The sequence below is a fragment of the Flavobacterium sp. KBS0721 genome (assembly GCF_002007065.3).
In the GTDB taxonomy this organism is placed as follows: domain Bacteria; phylum Bacteroidota; class Bacteroidia; order Flavobacteriales; family Flavobacteriaceae; genus Flavobacterium; species Flavobacterium piscis.
This window is the reverse complement of record NZ_CP042170.1, coordinates 2,266,327-2,292,203: the sequence shown is the minus strand read 5'-3', so window position 1 is coordinate 2,292,203 and position 25,877 is coordinate 2,266,327. Positions and strand designations below refer to the sequence as shown.

General features: G+C 34.4%; 14 protein-coding genes. 5 read left to right on the top strand and 9 right to left on the bottom strand.

Translation table 11 applies throughout. The annotated features are described in order from the left end of the window. Positions 1-44: 44 nt before the first annotated feature. Positions 45-1,457 carry an APC family permease gene (locus tag B0M43_RS10085; RefSeq protein ID WP_078008479.1) on the bottom strand — a complete coding sequence of 471 codons (1,413 nt, stop codon included), beginning with the start codon at positions 1,455-1,457 and terminating at the stop codon, positions 45-47. Between the two features lie 311 nt (positions 1,458-1,768). On the opposite strand from B0M43_RS10085, the gene B0M43_RS10080 reads away from it, so the two are divergent. Next, positions 1,769-2,179: a DUF5958 family protein gene (locus tag B0M43_RS10080; protein WP_078008480.1), complete on the top strand. Its 411-nt coding sequence runs from the start codon at positions 1,769-1,771 to the stop codon at positions 2,177-2,179. A 131-nt stretch (positions 2,180-2,310) separates the two neighbouring features. On the opposite strand, the gene B0M43_RS10075 is transcribed toward B0M43_RS10080, so the two are convergent. From B0M43_RS10075 to B0M43_RS10065, 3 genes are all read right to left on the bottom strand, one after another. Then, a complete protein-coding gene (locus B0M43_RS10075) occupies positions 2,311-3,741 on the bottom strand; it encodes a LysM peptidoglycan-binding domain-containing protein (protein ID WP_078008481.1) in 1,431 nt (476 codons plus the stop codon). A gap of 495 nt (positions 3,742-4,236) precedes the next feature. Beyond that, a complete protein-coding gene (locus B0M43_RS10070; protein ID WP_078008482.1) occupies positions 4,237-6,501 on the bottom strand; it encodes an aconitate hydratase in 2,265 nt (754 codons plus the stop codon). 128 nt (positions 6,502-6,629) lie between these two features. Next, complete coding sequence (locus tag B0M43_RS10065) at positions 6,630-9,401, bottom strand: bifunctional aconitate hydratase 2/2-methylisocitrate dehydratase (protein ID WP_078008691.1); 2,772 nt, start codon at positions 9,399-9,401, stop codon at positions 6,630-6,632. Positions 9,402-9,845: 444 nt separating this feature from the next. On the opposite strand from B0M43_RS10065, the gene B0M43_RS10060 reads away from it, so the two are divergent. Both B0M43_RS10060 and xrtN read left to right on the top strand, forming a co-directional pair. Then, on the top strand, positions 9,846-12,452 hold the full coding sequence (locus tag B0M43_RS10060) for an XrtN system VIT domain-containing protein (RefSeq protein WP_078008483.1): 2,607 nt from the start codon (positions 9,846-9,848) through the stop codon (positions 12,450-12,452). Further along, on the top strand, positions 12,452-13,687 hold the full coding sequence (xrtN, locus tag B0M43_RS10055) for an exosortase N (RefSeq protein WP_168199933.1): 1,236 nt from the start codon (positions 12,452-12,454) through the stop codon (positions 13,685-13,687). Before B0M43_RS10060 ends, xrtN begins: the two co-directional genes overlap by 1 nt. 43 nt (positions 13,688-13,730) lie before the next feature. Here xrtN and B0M43_RS10050 read toward each other — a convergent pair whose 3' ends face one another. Continuing rightward, the gene (locus B0M43_RS10050) at positions 13,731-14,684 is read right to left on the bottom strand and encodes a MoxR family ATPase (RefSeq protein ID WP_078008485.1); all 954 of its coding nucleotides are present in this window, start codon (positions 14,682-14,684) and stop codon (positions 13,731-13,733) included. A gap of 78 nt (positions 14,685-14,762) precedes the next feature. Continuing rightward, complete coding sequence (locus B0M43_RS10045) at positions 14,763-16,193, bottom strand: peptidylprolyl isomerase (protein ID WP_078008486.1); 1,431 nt, start codon at positions 16,191-16,193, stop codon at positions 14,763-14,765. Positions 16,194-16,733: 540 nt separating this feature from the next. On the opposite strand from B0M43_RS10045, the gene B0M43_RS10040 reads away from it, so the two are divergent. Both B0M43_RS10040 and B0M43_RS10035 read left to right on the top strand, forming a co-directional pair. After that, positions 16,734-18,173, top strand: a complete 1,440-nt coding sequence (locus B0M43_RS10040) for an alpha-amylase (RefSeq protein WP_078008487.1) — start codon at positions 16,734-16,736, stop codon at positions 18,171-18,173. A 156-nt stretch (positions 18,174-18,329) separates the two neighbouring features. Then, positions 18,330-19,919, top strand: a complete 1,590-nt coding sequence (locus B0M43_RS10035; RefSeq protein WP_065448355.1) for a peptide chain release factor 3 — start codon at positions 18,330-18,332, stop codon at positions 19,917-19,919. An 80-nt stretch (positions 19,920-19,999) separates the two neighbouring features. Here B0M43_RS10035 and B0M43_RS10030 read toward each other — a convergent pair whose 3' ends face one another. The 3 genes from B0M43_RS10030 to rpoC all read right to left on the bottom strand — a co-directional run bounded on the left by B0M43_RS10030 (position 20,000) and on the right by rpoC (position 25,737). Continuing rightward, positions 20,000-20,731: a hypothetical protein gene (locus B0M43_RS10030; protein ID WP_078008488.1), complete on the bottom strand. Its 732-nt coding sequence runs from the start codon at positions 20,729-20,731 to the stop codon at positions 20,000-20,002. Between the two features lie 375 nt (positions 20,732-21,106). Further along, positions 21,107-21,415 carry a DUF3467 domain-containing protein gene (locus tag B0M43_RS10025; protein ID WP_065448353.1) on the bottom strand — a complete coding sequence of 103 codons (309 nt, stop codon included), beginning with the start codon at positions 21,413-21,415 and terminating at the stop codon, positions 21,107-21,109. A gap of 11 nt (positions 21,416-21,426) precedes the next feature. Continuing rightward, the gene (gene rpoC / locus B0M43_RS10020) at positions 21,427-25,737 is read right to left on the bottom strand and encodes a DNA-directed RNA polymerase subunit beta' (protein ID WP_065448352.1); all 4,311 of its coding nucleotides are present in this window, start codon (positions 25,735-25,737) and stop codon (positions 21,427-21,429) included. Positions 25,738-25,877 lie beyond the last annotated feature (140 nt).

Here is a 25,877-nt window from a genome sequence, read left to right as displayed (position 1 = left end):
AAAGCTCAGAAACTTAGTACCTCAGAACCTTAGTATCTTTTTTACTATTCTCCTTTTGATTTCGTCAAGTAATATACCGGAATTCCAGTTAGCATAATCAAAACGCCCCAACCACAAGTCGAGAATTTGGTGATTAATAACGAAATACAAATTGCCGCTGCAATCACGATATACAGTAATGGCAAAAACGGATATCCAAAAGCTTTGTAAGGTCTTTCTACATTTGGCATTTTTTTACGCAAAATAAAGATTCCGTAGATAGTCAGGATGTAAAAAATCAAAACAATGATAATTACGAAATCTAATAAATCTCCGTATTTCCCTGTTAGACACAAAGCCGAAGCCCAAATACATTGCGCCCATAGAGCCCATGAAGGGACACTAAATTTATTTAGAACAGCTGCTTTTTTAAAGAACAAACCATCCGTTGCCATTGTATAATATACTCTTGCACCCGCCATGATTAATCCGTTGTTACACGCAAAAGTCGAAATCATAATCATAATGGCAATAATCAGTGTTCCAATATTACCAAAGATATATTGTGAAGCCACAACCGCTACTCTATCAGATTTTGCAGTTGCAATTTCGTCTAACGGAATCACTGCCAAATACATCAAATTGGTCAAAACATAAATAATAGTCACAATAAAAGTTCCTAAAAACAAACTGAAACCAACGTTACGCTTCGGGTTTTTAATTTCTCCTGCAATAAACGTTACACCATTCCAGGCATCACTAGAAAATAAAGATCCAACCATCGCAGCCGAAATTCCGCTAATCAAAGCCGTTCCGCTAATTGGCAGCCACGAACCAGTATCTTTATTAAACGAACGTGTTGTCCAGGCATCTGCCCAGTTGGCATCCCAAACCGAAGCTTTTGCGGCCAATGTTAATCCGAAAACGATCAACCCCAACAACGATAAAATTTTGATAATTGTTAGAACCGTTTGCAAAATTTTTCCGTTTTTAACACCACGGCTATTAATAAAAGTTAGCAAAACAATCGTTAAGATCGAAACAATCTGAGCGGCATTAAGTTTAAAAGAACCCAATTCGAACAAAATATTTTCATCACTAAAAGGTTCATAAAGATAAGATGCAAACTTAGAGAAAGCCACACCTACGGCAGCAATCGTTCCCGTTTGAATTACAGCAAAAAAACTCCAGCCGTACAAAAAAGCAATTAGCTTATTATAGGCTTCTTTTAAATAAACATATTGTCCTCCAGCTTTGGGGAACATCGCGCTTAATTCGCCATAACTCACTGCGGCAATAATAGTAATCAAGCCTGAAATGAGCCAAATCAGAGTCAGCCATCCTGCAGAACCTACTTGTCTGGCGATGTCAGCACTCACGATAAATATCCCGGATCCTATCATAGAACCTACCACAAGCATAGTTCCGTCTAATAATCCGAGTTCTCTTTTAAAATGTTCCTGGTCGTTTTCTTGCATTGGTTTTGTTTTTTTGGGTTGGTTAAAGATATACTTTTTTCTGAAATTTTAGATTTTAGATTGTTGATTTTAGATTCTTATTAAAAGCCTCTGTCTAAAATATCATATTTCTAATGAGAGAAGCTTTTAATATTGAAAAATCTAAAATATCAAAATCCAAAATCCAACAATTTATACCGCCTCTATCCCTCACGCAAATCCTGATTTCATAAGAAAGAAATTAATTCTAAAACTCAAAAAGATATTCTATACTTTCGCAATACTGTCGAGGAATGTAAGACAACAATTTAAATAAAATTGAATTACTTTTTATGCATCAAATGTCTCAAAAAGAACTAATAATAAACAAAGTCGCCCAAGATAAAATAGACTTTAATCTTGGCGTACAGCTTTTATTAGAAGATCCTGAATATGATTTCGAAGTACTTTTTACAACTTTAAAAAATTATATATTTAATGCTATTCCGGAGAAAACTCATTACAATACAGAAACATATCAAAATGCGCTGAATACAATTCCTTTAAAATCAACCTATACTCCTATTGTGATTTTAAAAACTTTTCCAACAAAAATTGCTTTTTATAAATTAGCAGAACTTCCTGAAAACGAAAATATAAAAGTTGTAACCTCATTACTGTGGATTTTTAAAGTAACCGACACTCAAAGAAAAAATACAGAATGTAAAAATGGCTGCGGGCATTTTTGGCATGAATTCGAATAAAAAGGAGAAACTTAATGTAGAATTCAAAAAGTGAGATGAATTTCTTTTTAATCACATTGAAAAGTTGTGAAACAAAACGTCACTTTTCATATTAGTGAGAATTAAAAAAGAAAACTGATTGATACAGTTTATTATTGCAAAATACGATTTACCTGAGAGAAGGTTCTTTGGTAATACGGTTCTTTGGTAGAAGAGATCATGACACCTCCGTGAGTAGAAGAATGAACAAACTTAATTTCTCCATCAACAACCTCAACGACCATTCCTACGTGATTGATATGGCGTCTTCCGTTTGTTTTAAAGAAAATCAAATCTCCTTTTTGAGCTTCTTCTGTACCGACTTTGGTACCCACTCTGGATTGTTCTATAGAACTTCTTGGCAATTTAATATCGAAATTATTAAACGTACAAATCATCAATCCTGAACAGTCAAAACCTGCTTTTGTGGTTCCGCCTGATCTGTAACGAGTTCCAATATTTTCAGTTGCATTATCGATCAATTGATTCACTAATTCTGAATGATTACTCACTCTAAATATTGTAGTGGTATCTTTCTCAACTTTTGAATTATCTGCCACTTGCGAAGTGTCTGATAAGCCGTCGTTAGTTTGTGGAGTTGTTGCTAATGCGGCTGCATCGGCCTTTTCTTTTGATGTATTAATTTTGAGCACATAACCAACAGGCAATTTCCCTTTAATAAATGGATTCTGTCGCTCTAATTCTGCAACAGTGATTCCGTATTTCTTTGCAATGGCATATTTTGTTTCTTTTGGCTGTACCTCAACTACTACTTCAACGTTTTTTGCAGGTATAATTTCCGGCCTTATTTCATCGTTTTTACCGTTATTTTCTGAAGTTGCAACAGCTTCGGCAACCTGAGTTTGAGATGCGCTAGTAATATCCTGATTTGCTTTTTCTTTTGAAGTTCTAATTTTTAAAAGATAACCAACCGGCAGCTTTCTTTTAATAGATGGATTTTGCCTCTCTAGTTCTGCAACCGTTATCCCGTATTTTTTCGCAATTAGATATTTTGTTTCTTTTGGCTTTACTTCAACTACAACTTCTACATCTGTTGAAGGAATTATTTCCGGTTTTTCTATATTCTGATTTTTCTTTGTATTCTTTTCAGTCGCTGCAATAGCATTAGACGGAATAGTAAGTTTCTGTCCTATTTTCAGATCTTCACTTTCCAGCGACGGATTTACTTTTTTTAAATCATCAACAGAAACATTGTATTTTTTTGAAATTGCCCAAAGATTTTCTTTTTGCTGTACTTCGTGTACACCTGAATTTGAAGATGTTGCGGGAGTTGTATTGGCAACTATTTCAGTTTTTTTTGTAGTAACCTTTTTATTGGTATTCGGAATTAAGAGCACCGAATTTAATTTTAAAACTTTAGGAGCGTCGGGATTGGCATCTTGAATGTCTTTGGTTTTTACACCATATTTTTTAGCAATTACAGATAGGTTTTCTCCCTTTGATATTTTGTGCTTGATAAACTTTTCCTGAGAAAATACACCAACACTGAAAAAAAACAACACTATAATTAATCTAACAACCATACCTATTAAAGTTTAATGAATACTTCTTTAAGTTTAAATAATATAACTTTTCGCTTGAATAATATAAACTAGAAAAATGTAAATATATTATGTAAAAAGCGAATTTACCCTTTTAATGTAAAATATACACGTTTTTTAACAACAAATTTACCCTGAATTAATTGTCCCCAAGTAAAAACAGTCTCAACTCTTTGAAAATAGGCGTCTTATAAGAACCCGCTTTTTTTAAACAAAATAAGCTTTAATTATCTAAAAAATACTCTTCTGTTTTTACCATTTGTTATCAATCGATAAAACTATAAATGATACTTTATCTTATTAAATATTTGTTTTTTAAATCGCAGAAAATCTTCATGAATTAATTTTTGTTATAAAAACGACTTCCTTAGCCCAGATGGGAGCGGCATACTTTATGGCAGACAGCTGGATTAGCTACAAATAAAAAAAAACGCCCTGTTTAAACAGAGCGTTTTTAGTATAATGGAATCTTAATGATTAAGCTTTTCCTGCAGCGATTAGGTTTAATGCTGAACCTGCAACGAACCAGCCAATCTGACCTGCGTTATAAGTATGGTTTGCCAGGATGATATCTTTTGTACCATTAGCATGAACGAACTCTAATGTTAATGGTTTTCCCGGAGCAAACTCCGTTAAATCAGTAAAATTGATAGTATCGTCTTCCTGAATTTTATCATAGTCAGCTTCGTTTGCAAATGTTAATCCTAAAAGTCCTTGTTTTTTAAGGTTTGTTTCGTGGATACGGGCAAAAGATTTCACCAATACCGCTTTAACTCCTAAGAAACGTGGCTCCATTGCAGCATGCTCACGAGATGAACCTTCGCCATAATTGTGATCTCCCACAACGATAGACGGAACTCCAGCGGCTTTGTATGCACGAGCTACAGCAGGAACTGCATCGTAAGTACCTGTTAATTGATTTTTAACAGAGTTTGTTTTTTGGTTGAATGCATTTACCGCACCAATCAGCATATTGTTTGAAATATTATCTAAGTGTCCGCGGAAACGTAACCATGGTCCAGCCATAGAGATATGATCTGTAGTACATTTTCCGAATGCTTTGATTAATAATTTTGCACCTGTAATGTTTTTACCATCCCAGGCATCAAAGGGAGCTAATAATTGTAAACGCTCAGATGTTGGGCTTACCACAACCTGAACTCCTGAACCATCTTCTGCCGGAACCTGAAATCCCGGATCTTTAACATCAAATCCTCTTGGAGGCAATTCGTCTCCTGTTGGAGCCTCAAGCATTACTTCTTCTCCATCTTCGTTGATTAAAGTATCAGTTAACGGATTGAAACCTAAATCACCTGCAATCGCCATAGCAGTTACCAATTCCGGAGAACCTACGAATGCTAAAGTGTTTGGGTTACCATCTGCACGTTTTGAGAAGTTACGGTTGAAAGAGTGCACAATAGTGTTTCTTTCTTCTTTCTCTGCTCCGTCTCTGTCCCACATACCAATACATGGTCCGCAGGCATTGGCAAAAACAGTTGCTCCAATTTTTTCGAAAGTATCGATAAATCCGTCTCTTTCGATGGTATAACGAACTACTTCAGAACCTGGAGTAATGGTGAATTGAGATTTCGTTTTTAAGTTTTTAGCGCTTACTTGTCTTGCCAGAGAAGCTGCACGTGAGATATCTTCGTAAGAAGAGTTGGTACAAGAACCAATTAAACCTACCTGAATTTGTAATGGCCAGTTATTTTTGATTGCTGTTTCTTTCATTTTAGAAATTGGAGTCGCTAAATCCGGTGTAAAAGGACCGTTTAGGTGTGGCTCTAATTCAGTTAAGTTGATTTCGATAACCTGATCAAAATATTGTTCCGGATTAGCATATACTTCCGGATCTCCTGTTAAGTACGGAGCTATTTTATCTGCAGCATCTGCAACATCTGCTCTGTTTGTAGAACGCAGGTAACGACTCATTGAATCATCATATCCAAAAGTTGAAGTTGTTGCTCCAATTTCGGCACCCATGTTACAAATAGTACCTTTTCCGGTACAAGACATAGAAGTTGCTCCTTCTCCAAAATATTCAACGATTGCACCAGTACCACCTTTTACAGTAAGAATACCGGCAACTTTTAGGATAACATCTTTAGGAGCTGTCCAACCTGATAATTTACCGGTTAGTTTTACTCCAATTAATTTAGGGAATTTAAGTTCCCAAGCCATACCGGACATGACGTCTACAGCATCGGCTCCACCAACACCAATAGCTACCATTCCTAAACCACCTGCATTTACAGTGTGAGAATCGGTACCAATCATCATTCCGCCAGGGAAAGCATAATTTTCAAGTACCACCTGGTGAATAATCCCTGCTCCCGGTTTCCAGAAACCAATTCCGTATTTATTAGAAACTGACGACAAGAAGTCAAAAACTTCGTTGCTTTGTGTTTTTGCTCTGGCCAAATCGGTTGCTGCATCTACTTTTGCCTGAATCAAGTGATCACAATGCACTGTTGTAGGCACTGCTACTTTAGGCTTACCGGCGTGCATAAATTGCAATAATGCCATTTGAGCAGTTGCATCCTGACATGCTACACGATCGGGCGCAAAATCAACATAATCAACTCCTCTTCCAAAAGCCTTGGTTGGATTTCCGTCCCAAAGGTGATTGTATAAAATTTTCTCTGTTAATGTAAGTGGACGACCAACAATCTCGCGTGCTTTATCAACACGATCCGGCATGTTCTCATACACTTTTTTTATCATTTCAATATCAAAAGCCATAAGTATAATTGTTTTTGTTTTTTTAATTTGAACATGACAAGTTACAAAAAATAGAGGAGCCAGAAAAGAAAAAGCCCGAGTTTATCAACTCGGGCTTTTTATATATAATGATTATAACTAATCGTAAATTACATTACAAGCAATTTATGAGAAGGTGCAAATCTTGTTAGGCTAATACCATCTACTGCTGCTGTATATTCAGCAAGTGTAGGAGTTCTACCTAAAATTGTAGATAAAACTACTACTGGTGTAGAAGAAAGTAATGACTCTCCTTTTTTACCTTCAGTATCTTCTACTACTCTTCCCTGGAAAAGACGTGTTGAAGTTGCCATTACAGTATCTCCTTTCGCCGCTTTTTCCTGGTTACCCATACAAAGGTTACATCCCGGACGCTCTAAATATAACATGTTCTCATACTCAGTACGTGCTGCTCCTTTAGGTGCATTATCGTTGAATTCGAAACCAGAATATTTTTGTAAAACTTCCCAGTCACCTTCGGCTTTAAGTTCATCTACAATGTTGTAAGTAGGGGGCGCTACTACAAGAGGCGCTTTGAACTCCACTTTACCGTGTAAATCTTCTATATTTTTAAGCATTTGAGCTAAAATCTTCATATCTCCTTTATGAACCATACAAGAACCGATAAATCCTAGATCTACTTTTTTCTCTCCGCCATAGAAAGATAAAGGTCTGATCGTATCGTGCGTATATCTTTTAGATACATCAACGTTATTTACGTCTGGATCTGCAATCATTGGCTCGATAATCTGGTCAAGATCTACAACAACTTCAGCATAATATTTCGCATTTGCATCTGGAGTCAACGCTGGTTTTTCAGCTGATTTGATCTCTGAAATTCTCTTATCTGCTTTGTTAATCAATCCCTGAAGAACTTGTTTCTGATTGTCCATTCCTTTGTCGATCATAATCTGGATTCTGCTTTTTGCAATCTCCAATGATTCAATTAAGGTATCATCTTCAGAAATACAGATAGAAGCTTTTGCCTTCATCTCTGCTGTCCAGTCTGTAAATGTAAAGGCCTGGTCAGCTGTAAGAGTTCCAAGATGAACCTCGATAATTCTACCCTGGAAAACATTTTCACCACCAAATTTCTTAAGCATTTGAGCTTGTGTTGAATGCACCACATCACGGAAGTCCATGTAGTCTTTCATTTCTCCAACAAACGTCACCTTTACAGATTCCGGAATTGGCATGGAAGCTTCTCCGGTCGCCAATGCAAGAGCAACTGTTCCTGAATCAGCACCAAAAGCAACACCTTTTGACATTCTTGTATGAGAGTCACCACCAATAATGATAGCCCACTCGTCTATTGTAATATCGTTAAGTACTTTATGAATTACATCTGTCATTGCATGATAAACACCTTTTGGATCACGAGCTGTGATTAAACCAAAATCGTTCATGAATTTCATCAATTTTGGAATGTTTGCCTGCGCTTTTTTATCCCAAACCGAAGCTGTATGACAACCTGATTGGTATGCACCATCAACAATTGGAGAAATTACTGTAGCAGCCATAGACTCTAATTCCTGAGCAGTCATAAGACCAGTCGTATCCTGAGAACCTACGATATTAACTTCTACACGAACATCTGATCCAGCGTGTAATACTTTACCCGCAGTGATACCAACAGCATTTCTGTTGAAGATTTTCTCAACTGCTGTAAGTCCTTGCCCTTCAACTGAAATTTCTTTTGATGGAGCAAATACAAGAGGAGCTTCGATATCTAAAACTTTTGCTGCTAATGTTTGGAGTTTTTTACCAAAAACAATTGCGTATGATCCTCCAGCTTTGATAAATTCCATTTTCTGAGGCGTAAATGCCTTAGAAATGTCTATCAATTCCTGATCACCGCTGTATAGTTTTTTTGTTTTTGTATTTATTGTAAGTACAGTTCCTGTAGCAACAGAGTATGCTTCTTCAAGAATTGGCTCATTATTCTCATTTCGAATAATATTACCTTCTGCATCAAGCTTTTTTACCCAGTTTTTAAGATCTAAACCAATACCACCAGTAACGTCTACAGTTGTTAGGAAAATTGGAGAAATACCATTTGTTCCTGCAACGATTGGAGCAATATTAATAAACGGAACATAAGGACTTGCTTGTTTACCTGTCCAAAGTGCCACGTTGTTTACACCTGACATTCTTGATGAACCTACACCCATTGTACCTTTTTCAGCAATCAACATAACGCTTGCGTCAGGATGTTTTGCCTGTAATGCTTTGATTTCTTCTTGTGCCTGAGGCGTAATCATACATTTACCATGAAGTTCACGGTCAGAACGTGAGTGCGCCTGGTTACCCGGAGAAAGTAAATCTGTCGAGATATCTCCTTCACCAGCGATATAAGTAACTACTTTAATTTCTTCTACTACTTCTGGCAGTGAAGTAAAAAACTCTGCCTGTGCGTAACTTTTAAGAATTTCAATAGCAATTGGATTACCATTTTTAAATGCTTCTTTAAGACGGTCTGTGTCTGCCTCATAAAGGTAAACTTGTGTCTTAAGAACATCGCCTGCTTGTTTTGCAATAGAAGTATGATCACCAAGCGCTAAATCCAACAACACTTCAATCGAAGGTCCGCCTTTCATGTGTGATAATAACTCAAAAGCAAAAGCAGGTGTTATTTCTTTTACTTCGGATTGACCCAAAATAATTTCCTTCAAAAACTTAGCTTTCGTACCGGCTGCACTAGTAGTACCTGGTACAACATTATAAATAAAAAAGTTCAGAGAATCTTGTCTGTACTCGTTATTCAAATCTTTAATTTGTTCAATGATTTCGCCTAATAATTCAGCGCCATCAATTGGTTTCGGGTTAAGCCCTTGACCTTTTCGTTCTTCAATTTCTTGGATGTAATCCTGATAAATATTCATAATAAAAGTCTTTTCTAGGTATTTTATTTTTTTTGTACGCAAATTTAGGTATTAAAGCCGACAATTAAAAAAAATATAATAGAAGTAGCCTTTTCAAAAATTATTATTGCTAAAAAACGATTTTGACTGCTTGTTTCTGTCAAAATATCAATTTTGAATGGAAAAAATAAATTATTGATATTTTAAAATCTTTTCTTTAACAAAGTCGGAATTTGCTGTTATAAATGAAGTCAGATTTTACCTCTGTTTTAGCAAAGAACGGTTCTAAATAAGGAATTATAACGTTATAGTTACTCTTTTACATCACTTTTTCTTCTGCATTTTAAAAAATCAATTCTAAGATTAAACTTTCCTCCACTTTCAAAAAAAAACCTAATAAAAAAACTTGTAATTCAAATTATTTAATAGCTTTGCAACTCAAAGTACTTTTAAATAGATATAACTATGAAACACAAATTAGATATTTTAGAATCTTACACTCAAAAAACCGGAGTAGTAATTAGTTTAATTGTAACACTGTTTAGCAGCATTTTCCTGATTATCGCTCTTCTCTCTAAAGAACATTATTGGCGTAATTATGAATCCATTGATTTACTAAGTCTCATATTCGAATTTGTATATGGAGTTGGAGTTTCCTTCTTAATTCTTAGAAAAAGGGAAACGTACATTCACTTAGCTCCTTTCCTGATCCTAAACTGGTTTATTGGCTGTTTTAGCTTAAATACATTTATTCCTGTTTTTCAGGATCTCCCTGTATGGGTTTATTTAGCCACTCTGGCTTTTTGCCTGTCTAATTTTTTTATTTACAGAAATTCAGATGAAAAGGGAAATACATCTATCGCCTTTTTCATAAATGGTGTATCGTTTTCTATCATCTTATATTTTGCGCTTTACCTCATTCCAATTATGCCATTCTCTTTTATGGGACTTATAGCTTTAGGAGTAGGTTTCTATGGCTTGGTACCGGCGCTTGTTATTATTATCCATACAATCACAATTATTCGATATCTCCGTAACAATAAAATTTATGCTGTTTCTTTTAGCGGAGGTTTTTTAGTGGTATTAATTAGCATGATCGTCTTTACTGTAGGATTAAATATTGAAAGCAGAAAAATAACCCAATTGGCCAGAATCACTTCATTTGATCAAAATAATGAACTGCCTTATTACATCTCAGTTTCACAGAATTTAAAACCTAATTTTTTTAACGAAATTCTATTAAAAAAAGACATTGTATATATTCCGCTTCACGATATTTTTTCTTTTAGCTCTTTTAATTCCTTTGGCAGCAAACAATTTAATGAGCGTAAAATTAATAATCCGTTTATATCTATTGCCTATTTGTTTTGTGAAGACCTAACTCTGGATAACGACGATAAAATAAATATTCTAAAATCAAACTTTGACAAACGATTAGAAACCGAAGAACAATTATGGAGTGGCGACGATTTATTTACCAAAAGCATTAAAGAAGATGTGAAAATTTATCCGGAAACCCGCTTGGCTTATACTGAAATCACAATGAAAATTGCCTGCGAGAAAGAATCCGGGAGAAACAACAAGGAGGCTATTTATTCTTTTCAATTACCGGAAGGTTCTGTTGCAACATCGTTATCATTATGGGTAAACGGAATCGAAAGAAAAGGAGTTTTGACTACGAAAGAAAAAGCGAAAGCAGCATATAAACAAATTGTTGGTGTAGAATACCGTGATCCTTCCTTAATGCAATGGAAAGAAGGAAATAAAGTGGTTGTCAGGGTTTTCCCAATCAATTATAAAACGCCACGAACCTTTAAATGTGGTTTTACAACTCCTTTAAAAGTTGAAGACAATCAAATGAAATATCAGAGTATTTCTATAAAAGGCCCGAACATTTCGAACGCCGAAACGATATCAAGAATCCAGACCGTTGGCAATACAAAAATAGAAACCAGTAAAGATTTTGAACTGAATAAGAACTACTACATCAATCAATCGAAAGGATTAGACGATTGGGAAGCTACTATGCCTTTGACCCAACCTTTGCAATCAAATTCATTTGCATGGAAAAATAAAGTGTATGAAGTCAAAGAAATTCAGAAAACAGCTATTCCGTTTACACCTTCAGAAATTATATTAGACCTAAACAGCAGCTGGACGACCAAACAGATAGAATCTTTTGTGGACTTAAATAAAAAGAATTTGTTTGTTATTATAAATGGAGAAAAGAAAGCAATCGATAAAGACAATTTTAAAGCTATCGAATTAGAATTTGAAGATCTGCACTATTCCTTGTTACCTCTTTATAAAATGACTCCGAACAGCTTAATCATTACAAAATGCGGTACGTTTTCTGCTAATTTTGAAGAACTTGAAGATTCCCGTTATTTAAAGAAAATAAGAACCGGAACGAAAGAGAGAAATTTAAAAGTAATTAATATTTCATCTGATATTAATCCGTTTTGGCAGACTGTTAAGGAGCAAAAATATGTAGATTACTTTCAGACTAGTTTAAAAAACAGCGTAGAACTCATTAATAAAAAGCAATTTATTTTATTTCAAACAGCAACTAACACGGTCAATATAGAACCTGCAAATATTGCGATTCAAGAAATTCCGCAAACCAGCGCTACTAAAAGCAATGGACCAAATCATATTTACAGAATGTATGCTTTTGGAAAAGTTTTGGAGGAGCAAGTAAAGATTCAAAATAGTTATTTGTCACATTATAAAAATGAGCCTATTTCTCAAGATACTGCTAGCGTTACAGTGGTTTCGGTTGACGAATTGCGCGAAGAAGAAATCAAAATTAAAAATGATTCCCTTTTTTATAATAAATATGTGAATTTAGCAAAAGATGCCAATATTGTAACACCAATATCTTCTTTAATCGTTCTTGAAACTGATGCAGATTACAAAAATAACGGAATTGAAAAAAATGTCGACACTTTAGGAAATGCCTCTATAAACAACGATGGCGCTGTTCCTGAACCACACGAATGGTTATTAATTATTCTGGGATCTACAATACTTTTCTTCTATTACAGAAAAAACAAAAAGCAAATTATCTAATGAATTTTATATTTCAATACAAAAACGCAATTACCCTATTGATTCTGGCTTGTTTGCTGGCTATCAACTCCAATATAGTGATGTCGGGGCTTGATAGTAATCTCTTCGGAATTGTATTTTCCATCGTATTGTTTCTAATTGGGGGTAGAAAAGCTTCATTCAATATGAACTACCCTCTTTTAGTTTTAATTTTTGTATTAGAATTTATAAGCTTTCGCTTGCATACCAAATCTTTGCATTTTTTAGCTTTAGCAGTGCTAGCCTGCTTTTTATATTATAGTCTTACCAGAAAATTTTCATTCATAGCCTTTATCTGTATCTTATTATTCTCATCTGTTTTTAGCACTTTTTTTGATTATTTGACAGTAGAAATCAAACAAACTCTTTGTTATGGCGTATATCTCACTTTAAAAGATTTCATCCCAATAACAAAGATCGAAGGTGTTAATTTTTATATCAACAATGCGAAAATCACTATAGATACGGCATGTATGGGATTGTCGATGTTTAAAACCGGTTTGCTTGTTGGAGCATTTTTACTGACTCTGGAAGAACGAAAACAACATAAATATTTCAATGTCAAACAAATCTTTCTGTTTTGTTTTATGGTGATTTTATTCAATATCATTTCGAATTATTTCAGAATCGTAACTTTAATTTTATTTAATTGCACAGAAGAAAACACTTTACATTACACGATTGGTTTACTTTGTTTTGCATTTTATCAAATTATACCAATGTTATTCTTCATTCGTTTTTTCAAACCTAATCAGGAAGAGATACTTCATTCAAATTCTAATAAATCTGCCTTCTTTCTTATTACAATAGCATTTTCAATTGTACTCGTAACCAGTTTAGAAATCAAAAAAGAATTGAAACATAATTTGCTCGAAAACTTAAATACAACTTATAATCTTAAAAAAGGAATCTGGATAAGTCCTGAAGTTTTTAAAATTGTAACTCCTGAAAAACTTATCTATATTAAAACTCCGTCACACAATCCTTTGGTGTGCTGGACAGGAACCGGGTATAAAATTATCGAATCGAAAGTGATTCAAAAAAACAATGAAGAAATATGTTTTGTTCGAATGGAGAAAAATAACATTCAATATCACTCTTATTGGTGGTACGAGTGCGACAATAAAAAATATACTTCACTTGCAGAAGTGCTTCTAATAAAACTTTTTCAAAATAAATCTGTTCGATTAATCAACGAAACCAGCATTTCAAAATAGACAAAAAAAAGCCTGATATTTTTAATATCAGGCTTTTATATATTTACATCAACTTCTGGATGATAACTTCTTCGGTTATTCCTTCCGCATCTGCTTTGTAGTTTTTAATAATTCTGTGTCGTAAAATTCCGGTTGCAACTGCTTTTACATCTTCAATATCCGGTGAGAATTTCCCATTAAACGCTGCATGGGCTTTTGCAGCCAAAATCAAGTTTTGAGATGCTCTTGGTCCTGCTCCCCAATCCAGGTAATTCTTTACAAAATCATTCGACAATGCATTATCCGGACGTGTTTTGCTTACTAACGTTACAGCATATTCAATCACATTATCAGCTACAGGAATTCGACGAATCAAATGTTGGAAATCGATAATTTCCTGAGCCGTAAACAACGGATTAATAGTCGTTTTAGCATCAGAAGTTGTACGTTTTACAACCTGAACTTCTTCCTCAAAAGTTGGATATTCTAATTTAATAGCAAACATAAAACGGTCTAATTGCGCTTCCGGCAACGGATATGTTCCTTCCTGCTCAATTGGGTTTTGCGTTGCTAATACAAAATAAGGTAAATCTAACTTATAATTTTGTCCAGCAATAGTAACCGAACGTTCCTGCATAGCTTCAAGCAAAGCTGCCTGTGTTTTTGGCGGAGTTCTGTTGATCTCATCGGCCAAAATGATGTTCGAAAAAATAGGCCCTTTTATAAATTTAAAATGCCTGTTTTCATCCAGAATTTCACTTCCTAAAATATCTGACGGCATTAAATCCGGAGTAAACTGAATTCTTTTAAAATCTAATCCTAAGGCTTGCGCCAAAGTATTTATCATTAACGTTTTTGCCAATCCCGGAACACCTATTAAAAGCGCGTGTCCGCCGGAAAATATACAAAGTAAAATTTGATCTACAACTTCATCCTGGCCTACAATGATTTTTGCTATTTCGGTTTTTAATTCATTTCTTTTTTGAACTAAATTATGAATTGCTGCTACGTCAGACATTTAGATATATTTTTAAAATTGAAAAGAGTTAGCTCTATGAATTCATAAAACTAACTCTTTTTATTTATTTAATAAAAATTATTTTTTCAACCAGTTGTATACAAAGTTACAATCTCTGTACTCTCCAATAATTTTGATATAAGTATCTTTTATTTTAGTATCAAACCACTTTGAAATTGTTGTGATTTGTTTTTCTTTCAATGCCAATTCTTTAATCTTAGTATAATCTTTAGCATAATCAGCAGTGTGTGCGTCAATTCTATTAGTGATAGTAATTAATTTGTATGTCTTCTTACCTTTATCATCTGTATTTAAAATTGGCTGAGAAATTTCATTATCCTTCAGGTTAGAAACCTGGCTGTATAAAGTTGGATCCATTTTAGTCAACTCAAAACGTGTATCCTGAGTATTAGGGTTTATCAATGTTCCACCGTTTGCTCTTGTTTCTTTTTCGTCAGATTCTGTTCTGGCAGCTTCAGCAAAAGTAATTTCTTTGTTTTCTATTTTAGCTCTGATGTTCGCAATTCTTTCCTTAGCATCTTTCAAAGCTGTCTCAGAAACTGTAGGTGCAATTAAAATATGACGTAATTCAACTTCTTGTCCTTTTATTTTGTCTACCATAATAATATGATATCCAAAAGTAGTTTTAAAAGGCTCTGAAATTTCTCCTTCTCCTAAACTAAAAGCAACATCTTTAAACTCTTTTACAAATGGAGTTTTTCTGGTCATTTTATAAAACCCTCCATTTGGTGAAGATCCCGGATCTTGCGAATACAAAACTGCTTTTGTTGCAAAACTAGATCCTTCAAGAACATCTTTTCTGATGGCATTTAATCTGTCTTTTACCTTTTGCTCGTCTTCTGCAGAAACTTTTGGCTCTACCACGATTTGTGCTACTTCCATCTCAGCTCCAAAAGTTGGCAATTCCTCTTTTGGTATTTTCTTAAAGAAATTACGAACTTCTTCTGGTGTAATCTCTACGGCATCAACAATTTTCTTTGTCATTTCAGAAGCTAGTTTTTGCTCCTTTAAGATATCAGAAAAATAAGTTTTAAACTCTTCTACCGAATTTTTCTTGTAATAAGCAACTACTTTATTGATATCTCCTACCTGCTGAACCATATAATTCAATCGGTCATCCATCATACCTCTTATTTCTGCATCACTTACTACGATACTATCCTGAATCGCCTGGTGTGCGTACAATTTATCTTCTAAAAGCTTACCAAGCATCTGGCATCTTGTAATATCTTTTACAGAACCTCCCTGAGCAGTAATCTCTAAATATCCTTTATCAATATCTGAATCTAAAACAATGTAATCTCCCACATTGGCTATAATACCATCAATTTTTTGTTTTTGTCCAGGTTGTAGTTGAACTGGTTTCTGGATCACAGTATCTTTAATAATTTCCTGAGCCGAAATGATTGAGTTGAAAAAAAATAAAAAACACATTGTCAACACTAATTTGTAATCAATTGTTTTTAACTGTAATTTTTTTAATAACATTATTTTAAATTTAATTTGAATGTAAAGATCTTGCTTTAGAATTTCGTTTTAAACCACAATCACTTTAAATGTATTTCCCGGATATTGTATTGAAAATACTAAATAATTAAGATCTAGTTCTTTTTAACTTATAACGAACAAAAATAACAATTCAATTACATAATACAACTATCGGCTATACTATTAACAAAAAATTATATGGATGATAGCTTAATTTCATATTGAGCAACTGTTTATATGAGATTAATTACTTTAAAAAATGGCACAAATCCTTTCTACAGCACCCAAAATCATCAATTTAGTGAAATATTTTACAGATTCAAAAAAGATCTAACTTCTCTATAAAATAAAAAGTTATCAATACTACAACGTTTTCGCTGTATAACTATTTTCTTATAAAAATAAACCAAATCAAAAAACATATACTTTAGATGAGTAATTGATAATTCTGAAGGGCTAAAATTACGAATAGTCACAACAAACCCTTTAATAAATATCAAATTACAAACTTTATTATCTAACCTAAACCAAAATCTTATTATGAAAAAACCTATTCTAAAGATTTATTTGCTTGCAATAACAACTGCATTCTTTTATTCCTGTTCGCAAAATGAAACCAACGACGCAGACGCAAGAGCTGAAAGTCAACAGTTTGAAATCATTAATGTTACGCATCACGACGGAAAACCGTTTAGTACAGGAACTTCTAATTCATCAACCGGAAAGTATGTTGACAATCCCGGCGGCGGTGTTATGATGCAGGCTTTTTATTGGGATGTACCTGCGGGAGGAAACTGGTGGAATACTGTAAGTGGTAAAGTAGCCGCATGGGGAAATGCAGGAATTGGATCTATTTGGCTTCCGCCAGCTTCTAAGGCTCAAAATGGAGCTTTTTCTATGGGATACGATCCAACTGATTATTTTGATTTTGGAGATTACAACCAAAATGGTTCTTTAGAAACCCGTTTTGGTTCAAAAACCGAATTGGTAAGTTTAATCACTAATGCACATGCCGAAAACATGAAAGTTTACGCCGATATTGTGATTAATCATAATAGTGGCGGACAATCTGAAGCGAATCCGTTTACAGGAACGAATACCTGGACCAACTTTAACGGAGTTGCTTCTGGAAAATTCCCACGTACTTACAATGATTTTTACAAAAATAGCTACGGTAATAACGACGAGGGCTCTTTTGGAGGTTTTCCCGATTTATGCCATGCGGCTCCAAATGTTCAAAATTGGTTGTGGTTAAGAGCCGACGGTGTTGGTAAATACTATAAAAATACAATGAAATTTGACGGCTGGAGATTTGACTATGTAAAAGGGTTTGGTGCCTGGGTTGTTAACTCCTGGAATGCTAATGTAGGTGGCTTTTCGGTGGGAGAATTATGGGATTCGAATGTAAACGTATTAAATGACTGGGCCAATAATGCCAATAGTTCTGTTTTTGATTTTGCATGTTATTATAAAATGAATGATGCATTCGACGGAAATAATCTTGCGTTATTAAACGACGACATGATGTGGAAAAGAAATCCATACAAAGCAGTAACATTTGTAACGAATCATGATACTGATGAAATTTCGAACAAATTACTAGCCTATTCTTATATCCTGACTCACGAAGGATATCCAACAATATTTTACAGAGATTATGAAGAATGGCTTGATAAAAACAAATTAAACAATCTGATCTGGATTCATAACAACAAAGCTACAGGTACAACTTCGATTTTATATGCTGATGATGATGAATATATTGCCAGAAGAAATGGATACAACGGAAATCCTGGATTAGTTGTTTACATCAATAACTCTAACTCGTGGCAAGAAAGATGGATTCAGACCAATTGGGCAAATGCACAGATCAAAGATTTTACCGGAGCATCAACCTGGTATCCAACAACACAAGCTGATAAATGGGTAAAAATTCAATGTCCGCCAAAAGGATATTCTGTTTGGTCGCTTAACCAATAATTTTAAAATGAATAATTCCAAGGCTGTTCTAAAAAGACAGCCTTATTTTTTGCTTACAACTTCTCTCTAATAAAACGAAAGACTTCCTAATTTAAGAAGTGAATATTTTTATTAAGCCGTAATTAATAGTACTTTTGCAACCTATTTATACGAAATATGAGCTTTTTAAAAGAAATACAACGCAGAAGAACATTTGGAATTATATCGCATCCCGATGCCGGTAAAACAACTTTAACAGAGAAGTTATTGTTATTTGGAGGGGCTATTCAGGAAGCAGGAGCTGTAAAAAACAATAAAATTAAAAAAGGAGCAACGAGTGATTTCATGGAAATCGAACGCCAAAGAGGTATTTCGGTTTCAACATCTGTACTTGCTTTTAATTATAAAGAAAAAAAAATCAACATTCTTGATACTCCGGGACACAAGGATTTTGCCGAAGATACTTTTAGAACTTTAACTGCTGTTGACAGTGTTATTGTTGTAATCGACGTTGCAAAAGGGGTTGAGGAACAAACTGAAAAATTAGTCGCAGTTTGTAGAATGAGGAATATCCCGATGATTGTTTTCATCAATAAATTAGACCGTGAAGGAAAAGATGCTTTTGACTTAATGGATGAAGTAGAACAAAAACTTGGACTTACGGTTACTCCTTTAAGTTTTCCTATTGGTATGGGTTATGACTTTCAGGGGATTTATAATTTATGGGAGCAAAACATCAATCTTTTTAGTGGAGACAGCCGTAAAAATATCGAAGAAACTATTGCTTTCTCTGATGTTCAAAGCCCTGAATTAGAAAAAATCATTGGTGCTAAACCAGCTGACAGATTACGTGAAGAATTGGAACTTATTGACGAAGTATATCCAAAATTTGATCGTCAGGATTATTTAGATGGGAAATTGCAACCTGTATTTTTTGGTTCAGCTTTAAACAACTTTGGAGTTCGCGAATTGTTAGATTGTTTCGTTACGATCGCTCCGTCTCCAAGACCAAAAGATTCTGAAACTCGTTTAGTAGATCCTACTGAAGAAAAAATGACCGGTTTTGTTTTTAAAATCCATGCGAATATGGATCCAAAGCACAGAGACCGTTTGGCTTTTATAAAAATTGTTTCAGGAACTTTCGAAAGAAACAAACCTTATTATCACGTTCGCCAAAAGAAAAATTTAAAATTCTCCAGTCCGAATGCCTTTTTCGCTGAGAAAAAAGAAATCGTTGATATTTCGTATCCAGGAGACATCGTAGGTTTACACGATACAGGAAACTTTAAAATTGGTGATACTTTGACTGAAGGTGAAATAATGAGTTTCAAAGGAATCCCTAGCTTCTCTCCGGAACACTTTAGATACATCAATAATGCTGATCCAATGAAAGCTAAGCAATTAGAAAAAGGAGTAGATCAGTTGATGGATGAAGGTGTGGCGCAATTGTTTACATTAGAAATGAACAACCGTAAAGTGATCGGAACTGTTGGAGCACTTCAATACGAGGTTATTCAGTATCGTTTAGAGCATGAATATGGCGCAAAATGTACTTACGAAAACTTCCCTGTTCATAAAGCGTGTTGGGTAAAACCTGATGATGCTAAAAATGATGAGTTTAAAGAATTCAAACGTATTAAACAGAAATTCTTAGCTCATGATAAATACGGTCAATTAGTTTTCTTAGCTGATTCTGACTTTACAATTCAAATGACTCAAAATAAATATCCAAGTGTTAAGTTATTCTTTACTTCAGAATTTGATTAATTTTTTTTTTAAAGAAAAACATTTAAAGGCTGTCTAAATTACTTTAGACAGCCTTTTTTATTTCGATACAATTTAAGATGTTACTTATAGTTGATCCCTAATCCTCCGGCAATCATAATTTTAGTAAGTTCTCCTTCTTCTACAATTATATCTTGTACTAAAACATTATTCTTAACAGCCTGTAATGCAAAAGGTATTTCTTTTGAAAGATAATAATCATCTCCAGTAATCGTAACAACTAGACTTTTGTTGCTTTTTAAAACTTTTACAGGAATAGAAAATTCTCCCGTTTTAGCATTTATTCTAAATGCATTTTCAGAATCATTAATTCTAAGTTCGAGATTTGGATACATTTTACAGGAAAAGGGTTTATTTGTTGTAGCATCCAATAATTTCCCTTTAACTGTTATTACTAATTCCTGTCTAACAGTATTATTAGAAGCAACTTTCCCCAGTAAATAATTACTAGGTTTTGGGCAATTTACTTCAGTTTTAATCGGTGTTTTTTCTTGTCCGGAAACATTTGAAGCTAGTAAAAGTGACGCGGCTACTGCTGCATATTTCAGATTATTAATTTTAGAAGTCTCATTGTATTCAAACTCGTGATCTAATTGTGTTACTTTCAAACGGGCACAAATATTTTGATCTTTAGTTTCTGCAATAAATTTAGCCACTTCAGTATTCGATTTCTTACTTAAATCGATTACATTTTTCGCACATGAACTACAAAATGAGCCAATTGTATTGGGAATCATTTTATTAAAATTTTCAGAGCAGGGGCTTGATATCTCTAAGGTGAATTTCTTTTTCATATCGTACTTTGTTAAGTTAAGTTCTATTCGAAGATGCTTATTTACTTATATAGAGTACATTTTCCGTAAAAAGGTTGGAAAGAGGGTTAATTAATTTTCAATCCTGAATTATTGTTCAATAAAAACGACACAAAAAAGCATAAAAAAAGCGCTAAATGATCATTAGCGCTTTTTTTTAATTTGAATTAATGCAACCTTAATAGTTTATTATATCCAACAAATTAATCCCATTTTATTAGGAGAAACCAATTTAGGATAATAAATCGCAAACAAGAAATTTAGTCGATGAAAGTAAACTAAATCGGTTGAAATACATCTATTCTAATATTATCTGAAATAAAAAAGCCCCATTTAAAAAAATGGGGCTTTAGTACTTTATGCTTGTCCTGCCGGACCAAAATTAAGCGGTATTGGTGCTTGTTCTGTCTCTTTGATTTCGCCATGAGCGTTTTCAAATCGATGGATATTTTCTCCAATTGCTTTTAATAATCTTTTAGCATGTTGTGGTGTCAAGACAATTCTTGACTTTACTTTGGCTTTAGGAATACCAGGCATAATACTCACAAAATCTAAAACAAATTCTGATGATGAGTGGTTGATAATCGCCAGATTAGAATAAATTCCCTCTGCGATAGTTTCGTCTAACTCAATATTAATTTGTTCTTGTTGGTTCGAATTACTCATAGTTTCCTAATTTAATAGATATACTCTTCTTTATTAGCCATCATTTCATTGTAATCGTCTTTAGATCCTACGATAGTGTTATCGTATTCTCTCATACCAGTTCCCGCAGGAATTCTGTGTCCAACAATTACATTTTCTTTTAATCCTTCTAAATCATCTACTTTACCAGCTACAGCAGCTTCGTTAAGTACTTTTGTTGTTTCCTGGAATGAAGCAGCAGAGATGAATGATTTAGTTTGTAGCGAAGCTCTTGTAATACCTTGTAAAACTGGCGTTGCAGTTGCAGTAATTACGTCTCTTGCTACAACAAGATTTTTATCATTTCGTTTCAACAATGAATTTTCATCACGTAAATCACGAGGAGAAATAATCTGACCTGGTTTCAATACCGCAGAGTCTCCAGAATCTTCAACTACTTTCATACCGTATAATTTATCGTTTTGAACGATGAAATCTTTAGTGTGAATTAATTGATCTTCTAGGAATAATGTATCTCCTGGGTCCTGAACTCTTACTTTACGCATCATTTGACGAATAACTACCTCAAAGTGCTTGTCATTAATTTTTACCCCTTGTAAACGGTATACCTCTTGAATTTCATTCACCAAATACTGTTGAACAGCAGCCGGACCTTGAATTCTTAAAATATCATCTGGTGTAATTGCACCGTCAGACAATGGTACTCCCGCTCTTACGAAGTCATTTTCCTGTACTAAAATCTGGCTTGAAAGTTTAACTAAATACTTCTTAATCTCACCAAATTTAGATTCGATAACAATTTCACGGTTACCTCTTTTGATTTTTCCAAAAGATACAACACCGTCGATTTCAGAAACAACCGCTGGGTTTGAAGGGTTACGAGCCTCAAGCAACTCAGTAATTCTTGGTAAACCTCCTGTAATATCTCCCGCTTTAGAAGAACGACGTGGAATTTTAACCAATACTTTACCTGCTTTAATTTTCTCTCCATTCTCAACCATAAGGTGGGCTCCTACTGGTAAGTTATACGAACGAATCAATTCACCTTCTTTACCGTAAACCAATAAAGTTGGGATTAATTTTTTATTTCTAGCTTCAGAAATTACTTTTTCCTGGAATCCTGTTTGCTCATCGATCTCCACCATGAACGATTGTCCTTGCTCTAAATCCTCGTAAGCAATCTTACCAGTAAATTCAGAAACAATTACACCATTATATGGATCCCACTTACAGATCACAGATCCTTTAGTAACTACTTCACCATCCTTAACGAAAATACTAGATCCGTAAGGAATATTGTGTGTATTTAAAACGATTCCAGTTTTCTCATCAACTAATTTTAATTCAGTTGAACGTGATACTACGATATCTACCGCATTACCTTCACTGTCTTCACCTTTTACAGTTTTTAAATCTTCAATCTCAAGTCTACCGTTGAATCTTGTAACAATACTAGATTCTTCAGAAATACCTCCAGCAACCCCTCCAACGTGGAACGTACGAAGTGTTAACTGTGTACCTGGCTCTCCAATAGACTGAGCAGCAATAACTCCGACAGCTTCACCTCTTTGTGTCATCTTACCAGTAGCTAAGTTTCTACCGTAACATTTAGCACAAATACCTTTTAAAGCCTCACAAGTTAATGGAGATCTAACTTCTACTCTTTCAATCGGAGAAGCTTCGATAACTCTCATGATTGCTTCAGTAATTTGTTGTCCGGACTCAACCAGAACTTCATTAGTAAGAGGATTAATAACATCTTGCAATGCAACACGCCCTAAAATTCTTTCCCCTAATGATTCAACAATTTCCTCATTTTTCTTCAAAGCAGAAACTTCAACACCTCTTAAAGTACCACAATCTTCGATGTTTACAATAACATCTTGTGAAACGTCATGAAGTCTTCTTGTCAAGTATCCAGCATCGGCAGTTTTAAGAGCCGTATCCGCAAGTCCTTTACGAGCACCGTGAGTAGAAATGAAATACTCAAGGATCGATAGACCTTCCTTAAAGTTAGAAAGAATCGGGTTTTCAATAATCTCTCCACCACCGGCAGTAGATTTTTTAGGCTTAGCCATCAAACCACGCATACCAGTTAACTGACGAATCTGTTCCTTAGAACCCCTCGCACCAGAGTCAAGCATCATATATACAGAGTTGAAACCTTGTTGGTCTTCTCTAATATTTTTCATTGCTAATTCTGTCAACTGAGCATTTGCTGAAGTCCACACGTCAATAACTTGGTTGTAACGCTCGTTATTGGTAATAAGACCCATATTATAATTCACAGAAATACCTTCAACTTGCTCTCTGGCATCTGCAATTAATTTTGTTTTTTGTTCTGGAATTCTAATATCACCTAAAGAGAATGATAAACCTCCTCTAAATGCGAATTTATACCCCATATCTTTCATATTGTCCAAGAAAGCTGCCGTAGTAGGTACATCAGTCACACTTAAAATGTGTCCGATAATATCTCTAAGGTTTTTCTTAGTCAATACATCATTGATATATCCTGCTTTTTCAGGTACTACTTCATTAAATAATACACGTCCTGCAGTTGTTTGAATAATTTTATACACTAATTCTCCAGCGTCATTAAAATCTTTCGCTCTGATTCTTACACGAGCATTCAATTCTAATCTTCCTTCGTTTAATGCAATATTTACTTCTTCAGCAGAATAGAAAGTTAAGTCTTGACCTAAAATTACATGTTCTGGAGTCGAGATACGTTCTTTGGTCATATAATATAGACCCAAGACCATATCCTGAGAAGGTACAGTAATTGGAGCACCATTTGCAGGGTTCAAGATATTGTGAGAAGCCAACATTAACAATTGTGCCTCTAAAATAGCCTCTGGTCCTAATGGCAAGTGAACTGCCATCTGATCCCCATCAAAATCGGCGTTGAAAGCCGTACATACTAATGGGTGCAATTGGATCGCTTTTCCTTCAATTAATTTTGGTTGGAAAGCTTGAATACCAAGTCTGTGCAATGTAGGAGCACGGTTAAGTAATACCGGGTGACCTTTAATTACATTTTCAAGGATATCCCAAACTACTGGCTCTTTTTTGTCTATGATTTTCTTAGCAGATTTTACTGTTTTAACAATACCTCTTTCAATCAATTTACGGATCACGAAAGGTTTGTATAATTCAGATGCCATATCTTTTGGCAATCCGCATTCGAATAATTTTAATTCAGGACCAACAACAATTACCGAACGAGCAGAATAATCCACACGTTTTCCAAGTAAGTTTTGACGGAAACGTCCTTGCTTACCTTTTAAGGAATCAGATAATGATTTTAATGGTCTGTTAGATTCTGTTTTAACAGCAGAAGCTTTACGAGTGTTATCAAATAATGAATCTACAGATTCTTGTAACATACGTTTTTCGTTTCTTAAGATAACTTCAGGAGCTTTAATCTCCATTAATCTTTTCAAACGGTTGTTACGAATGATTACACGACGGTATAAATCATTTAAATCTGAAGTTGCAAAACGACCTCCATCAAGTGGTACAAGCGGACGTAATTCTGGTGGAATAACTGGAACCACTTTCATAATCATCCATTCAGGACGGTTTTCGCGGTTTAAGTTAGACTCACGGAAAGACTCAACAACTTGTAATCTTTTTAAAGCTTCAGTTTTACGTTGTTTAGATGTTTCGTTATTAGCACTGTGTCTCAATTGGTAAGACAACTCATCTAGGTCGATACGTGCTAATAAATCCATAATACATTCTGCTCCCATTTTGGCAACAAATTTATTAGGATCCATGTCATCTAAATATTGATTTTCCTGTGGAAGAGTATCTAAAATATTCAAATATTCTTCTTCAGTTAAGAAATCTAATCTTTGTAATGATTCTCCATCTGCATTTTTAGCAATACCAGCCTGAATTACTACATATCTTTCGTAGTAAATGATCATATCTAATTTCTTAGATGGAAGACCAAGGATATAACCAATTTTGTTTGGAAGAGAACGGAAGTACCAGATATGAGCAATTGGCACAACAAGATTGATGTGTCCTACTCTGTCACGACGTACTTTTTTCTCAGTAACTTCAACACCACAACGGTCACAGATGATACCTTTGTAACGAATTCTTTTATATTTACCACAAGCACATTCAAAATCCTTTACAGGTCCGAAGATTCTTTCGCAGAAAAGTCCGTCACGCTCTGGTTTGTGAGTTCTGTAGTTGATTGTTTCTGGTTTCAACACCTCTCCTCTTGATTCTTTCAAGATAGATTCTGGTGAAGCTAATCCAATAGAGATTTTATTAAATCTTTTAACTGGATTTTTATCCTTATTATTGTTTCTGTTATTCATCATAGTTTTTACTATTGATTTATTTGCAATTAAAAAATTGATTTTAACCTACAACTACCTAGAATAGGCATTCATTAAGTCACTACCTCGGGTTACTTCTCTAAACTTCAAAACTTATTCTTGAAGCGCTAATTATAAAACTT

Coding starts and splice junctions, on each gene's coding strand:
- B0M43_RS10085 (WP_078008479.1), bottom strand. CDS start 1,457: ATGCAAGAAAACGACCAGGAACATTTTAAAAGAGAACTCGGATTATTA.
- B0M43_RS10080 (WP_078008480.1), top strand. CDS start 1,769: ATGCATCAAATGTCTCAAAAAGAACTAATAATAAACAAAGTCGCCCAA.
- B0M43_RS10075 (WP_078008481.1), bottom strand. CDS start 3,741: ATGGTTGTTAGATTAATTATAGTGTTGTTTTTTTTCAGTGTTGGTGTA.
- B0M43_RS10070 (WP_078008482.1), bottom strand. CDS start 6,501: ATGGCTTTTGATATTGAAATGATAAAAAAAGTGTATGAGAACATGCCG.
- B0M43_RS10065 (WP_078008691.1), bottom strand. CDS start 9,401: ATGAATATTTATCAGGATTACATCCAAGAAATTGAAGAACGAAAAGGT.
- B0M43_RS10060 (WP_078008483.1), top strand. CDS start 9,846: ATGAAACACAAATTAGATATTTTAGAATCTTACACTCAAAAAACCGGA.
- xrtN (WP_168199933.1), top strand. CDS start 12,452: ATGAATTTTATATTTCAATACAAAAACGCAATTACCCTATTGATTCTG.
- B0M43_RS10050 (WP_078008485.1), bottom strand. CDS start 14,684: ATGTCTGACGTAGCAGCAATTCATAATTTAGTTCAAAAAAGAAATGAA.
- B0M43_RS10045 (WP_078008486.1), bottom strand. CDS start 16,193: ATGTTATTAAAAAAATTACAGTTAAAAACAATTGATTACAAATTAGTG.
- B0M43_RS10040 (WP_078008487.1), top strand. CDS start 16,734: ATGAAAAAACCTATTCTAAAGATTTATTTGCTTGCAATAACAACTGCA.
- B0M43_RS10035 (WP_065448355.1), top strand. CDS start 18,330: ATGAGCTTTTTAAAAGAAATACAACGCAGAAGAACATTTGGAATTATA.
- B0M43_RS10030 (WP_078008488.1), bottom strand. CDS start 20,731: ATGAAAAAGAAATTCACCTTAGAGATATCAAGCCCCTGCTCTGAAAAT.
- B0M43_RS10025 (WP_065448353.1), bottom strand. CDS start 21,415: ATGAGTAATTCGAACCAACAAGAACAAATTAATATTGAGTTAGACGAA.
- rpoC (WP_065448352.1), bottom strand. CDS start 25,737: ATGATGAATAACAGAAACAATAATAAGGATAAAAATCCAGTTAAAAGA.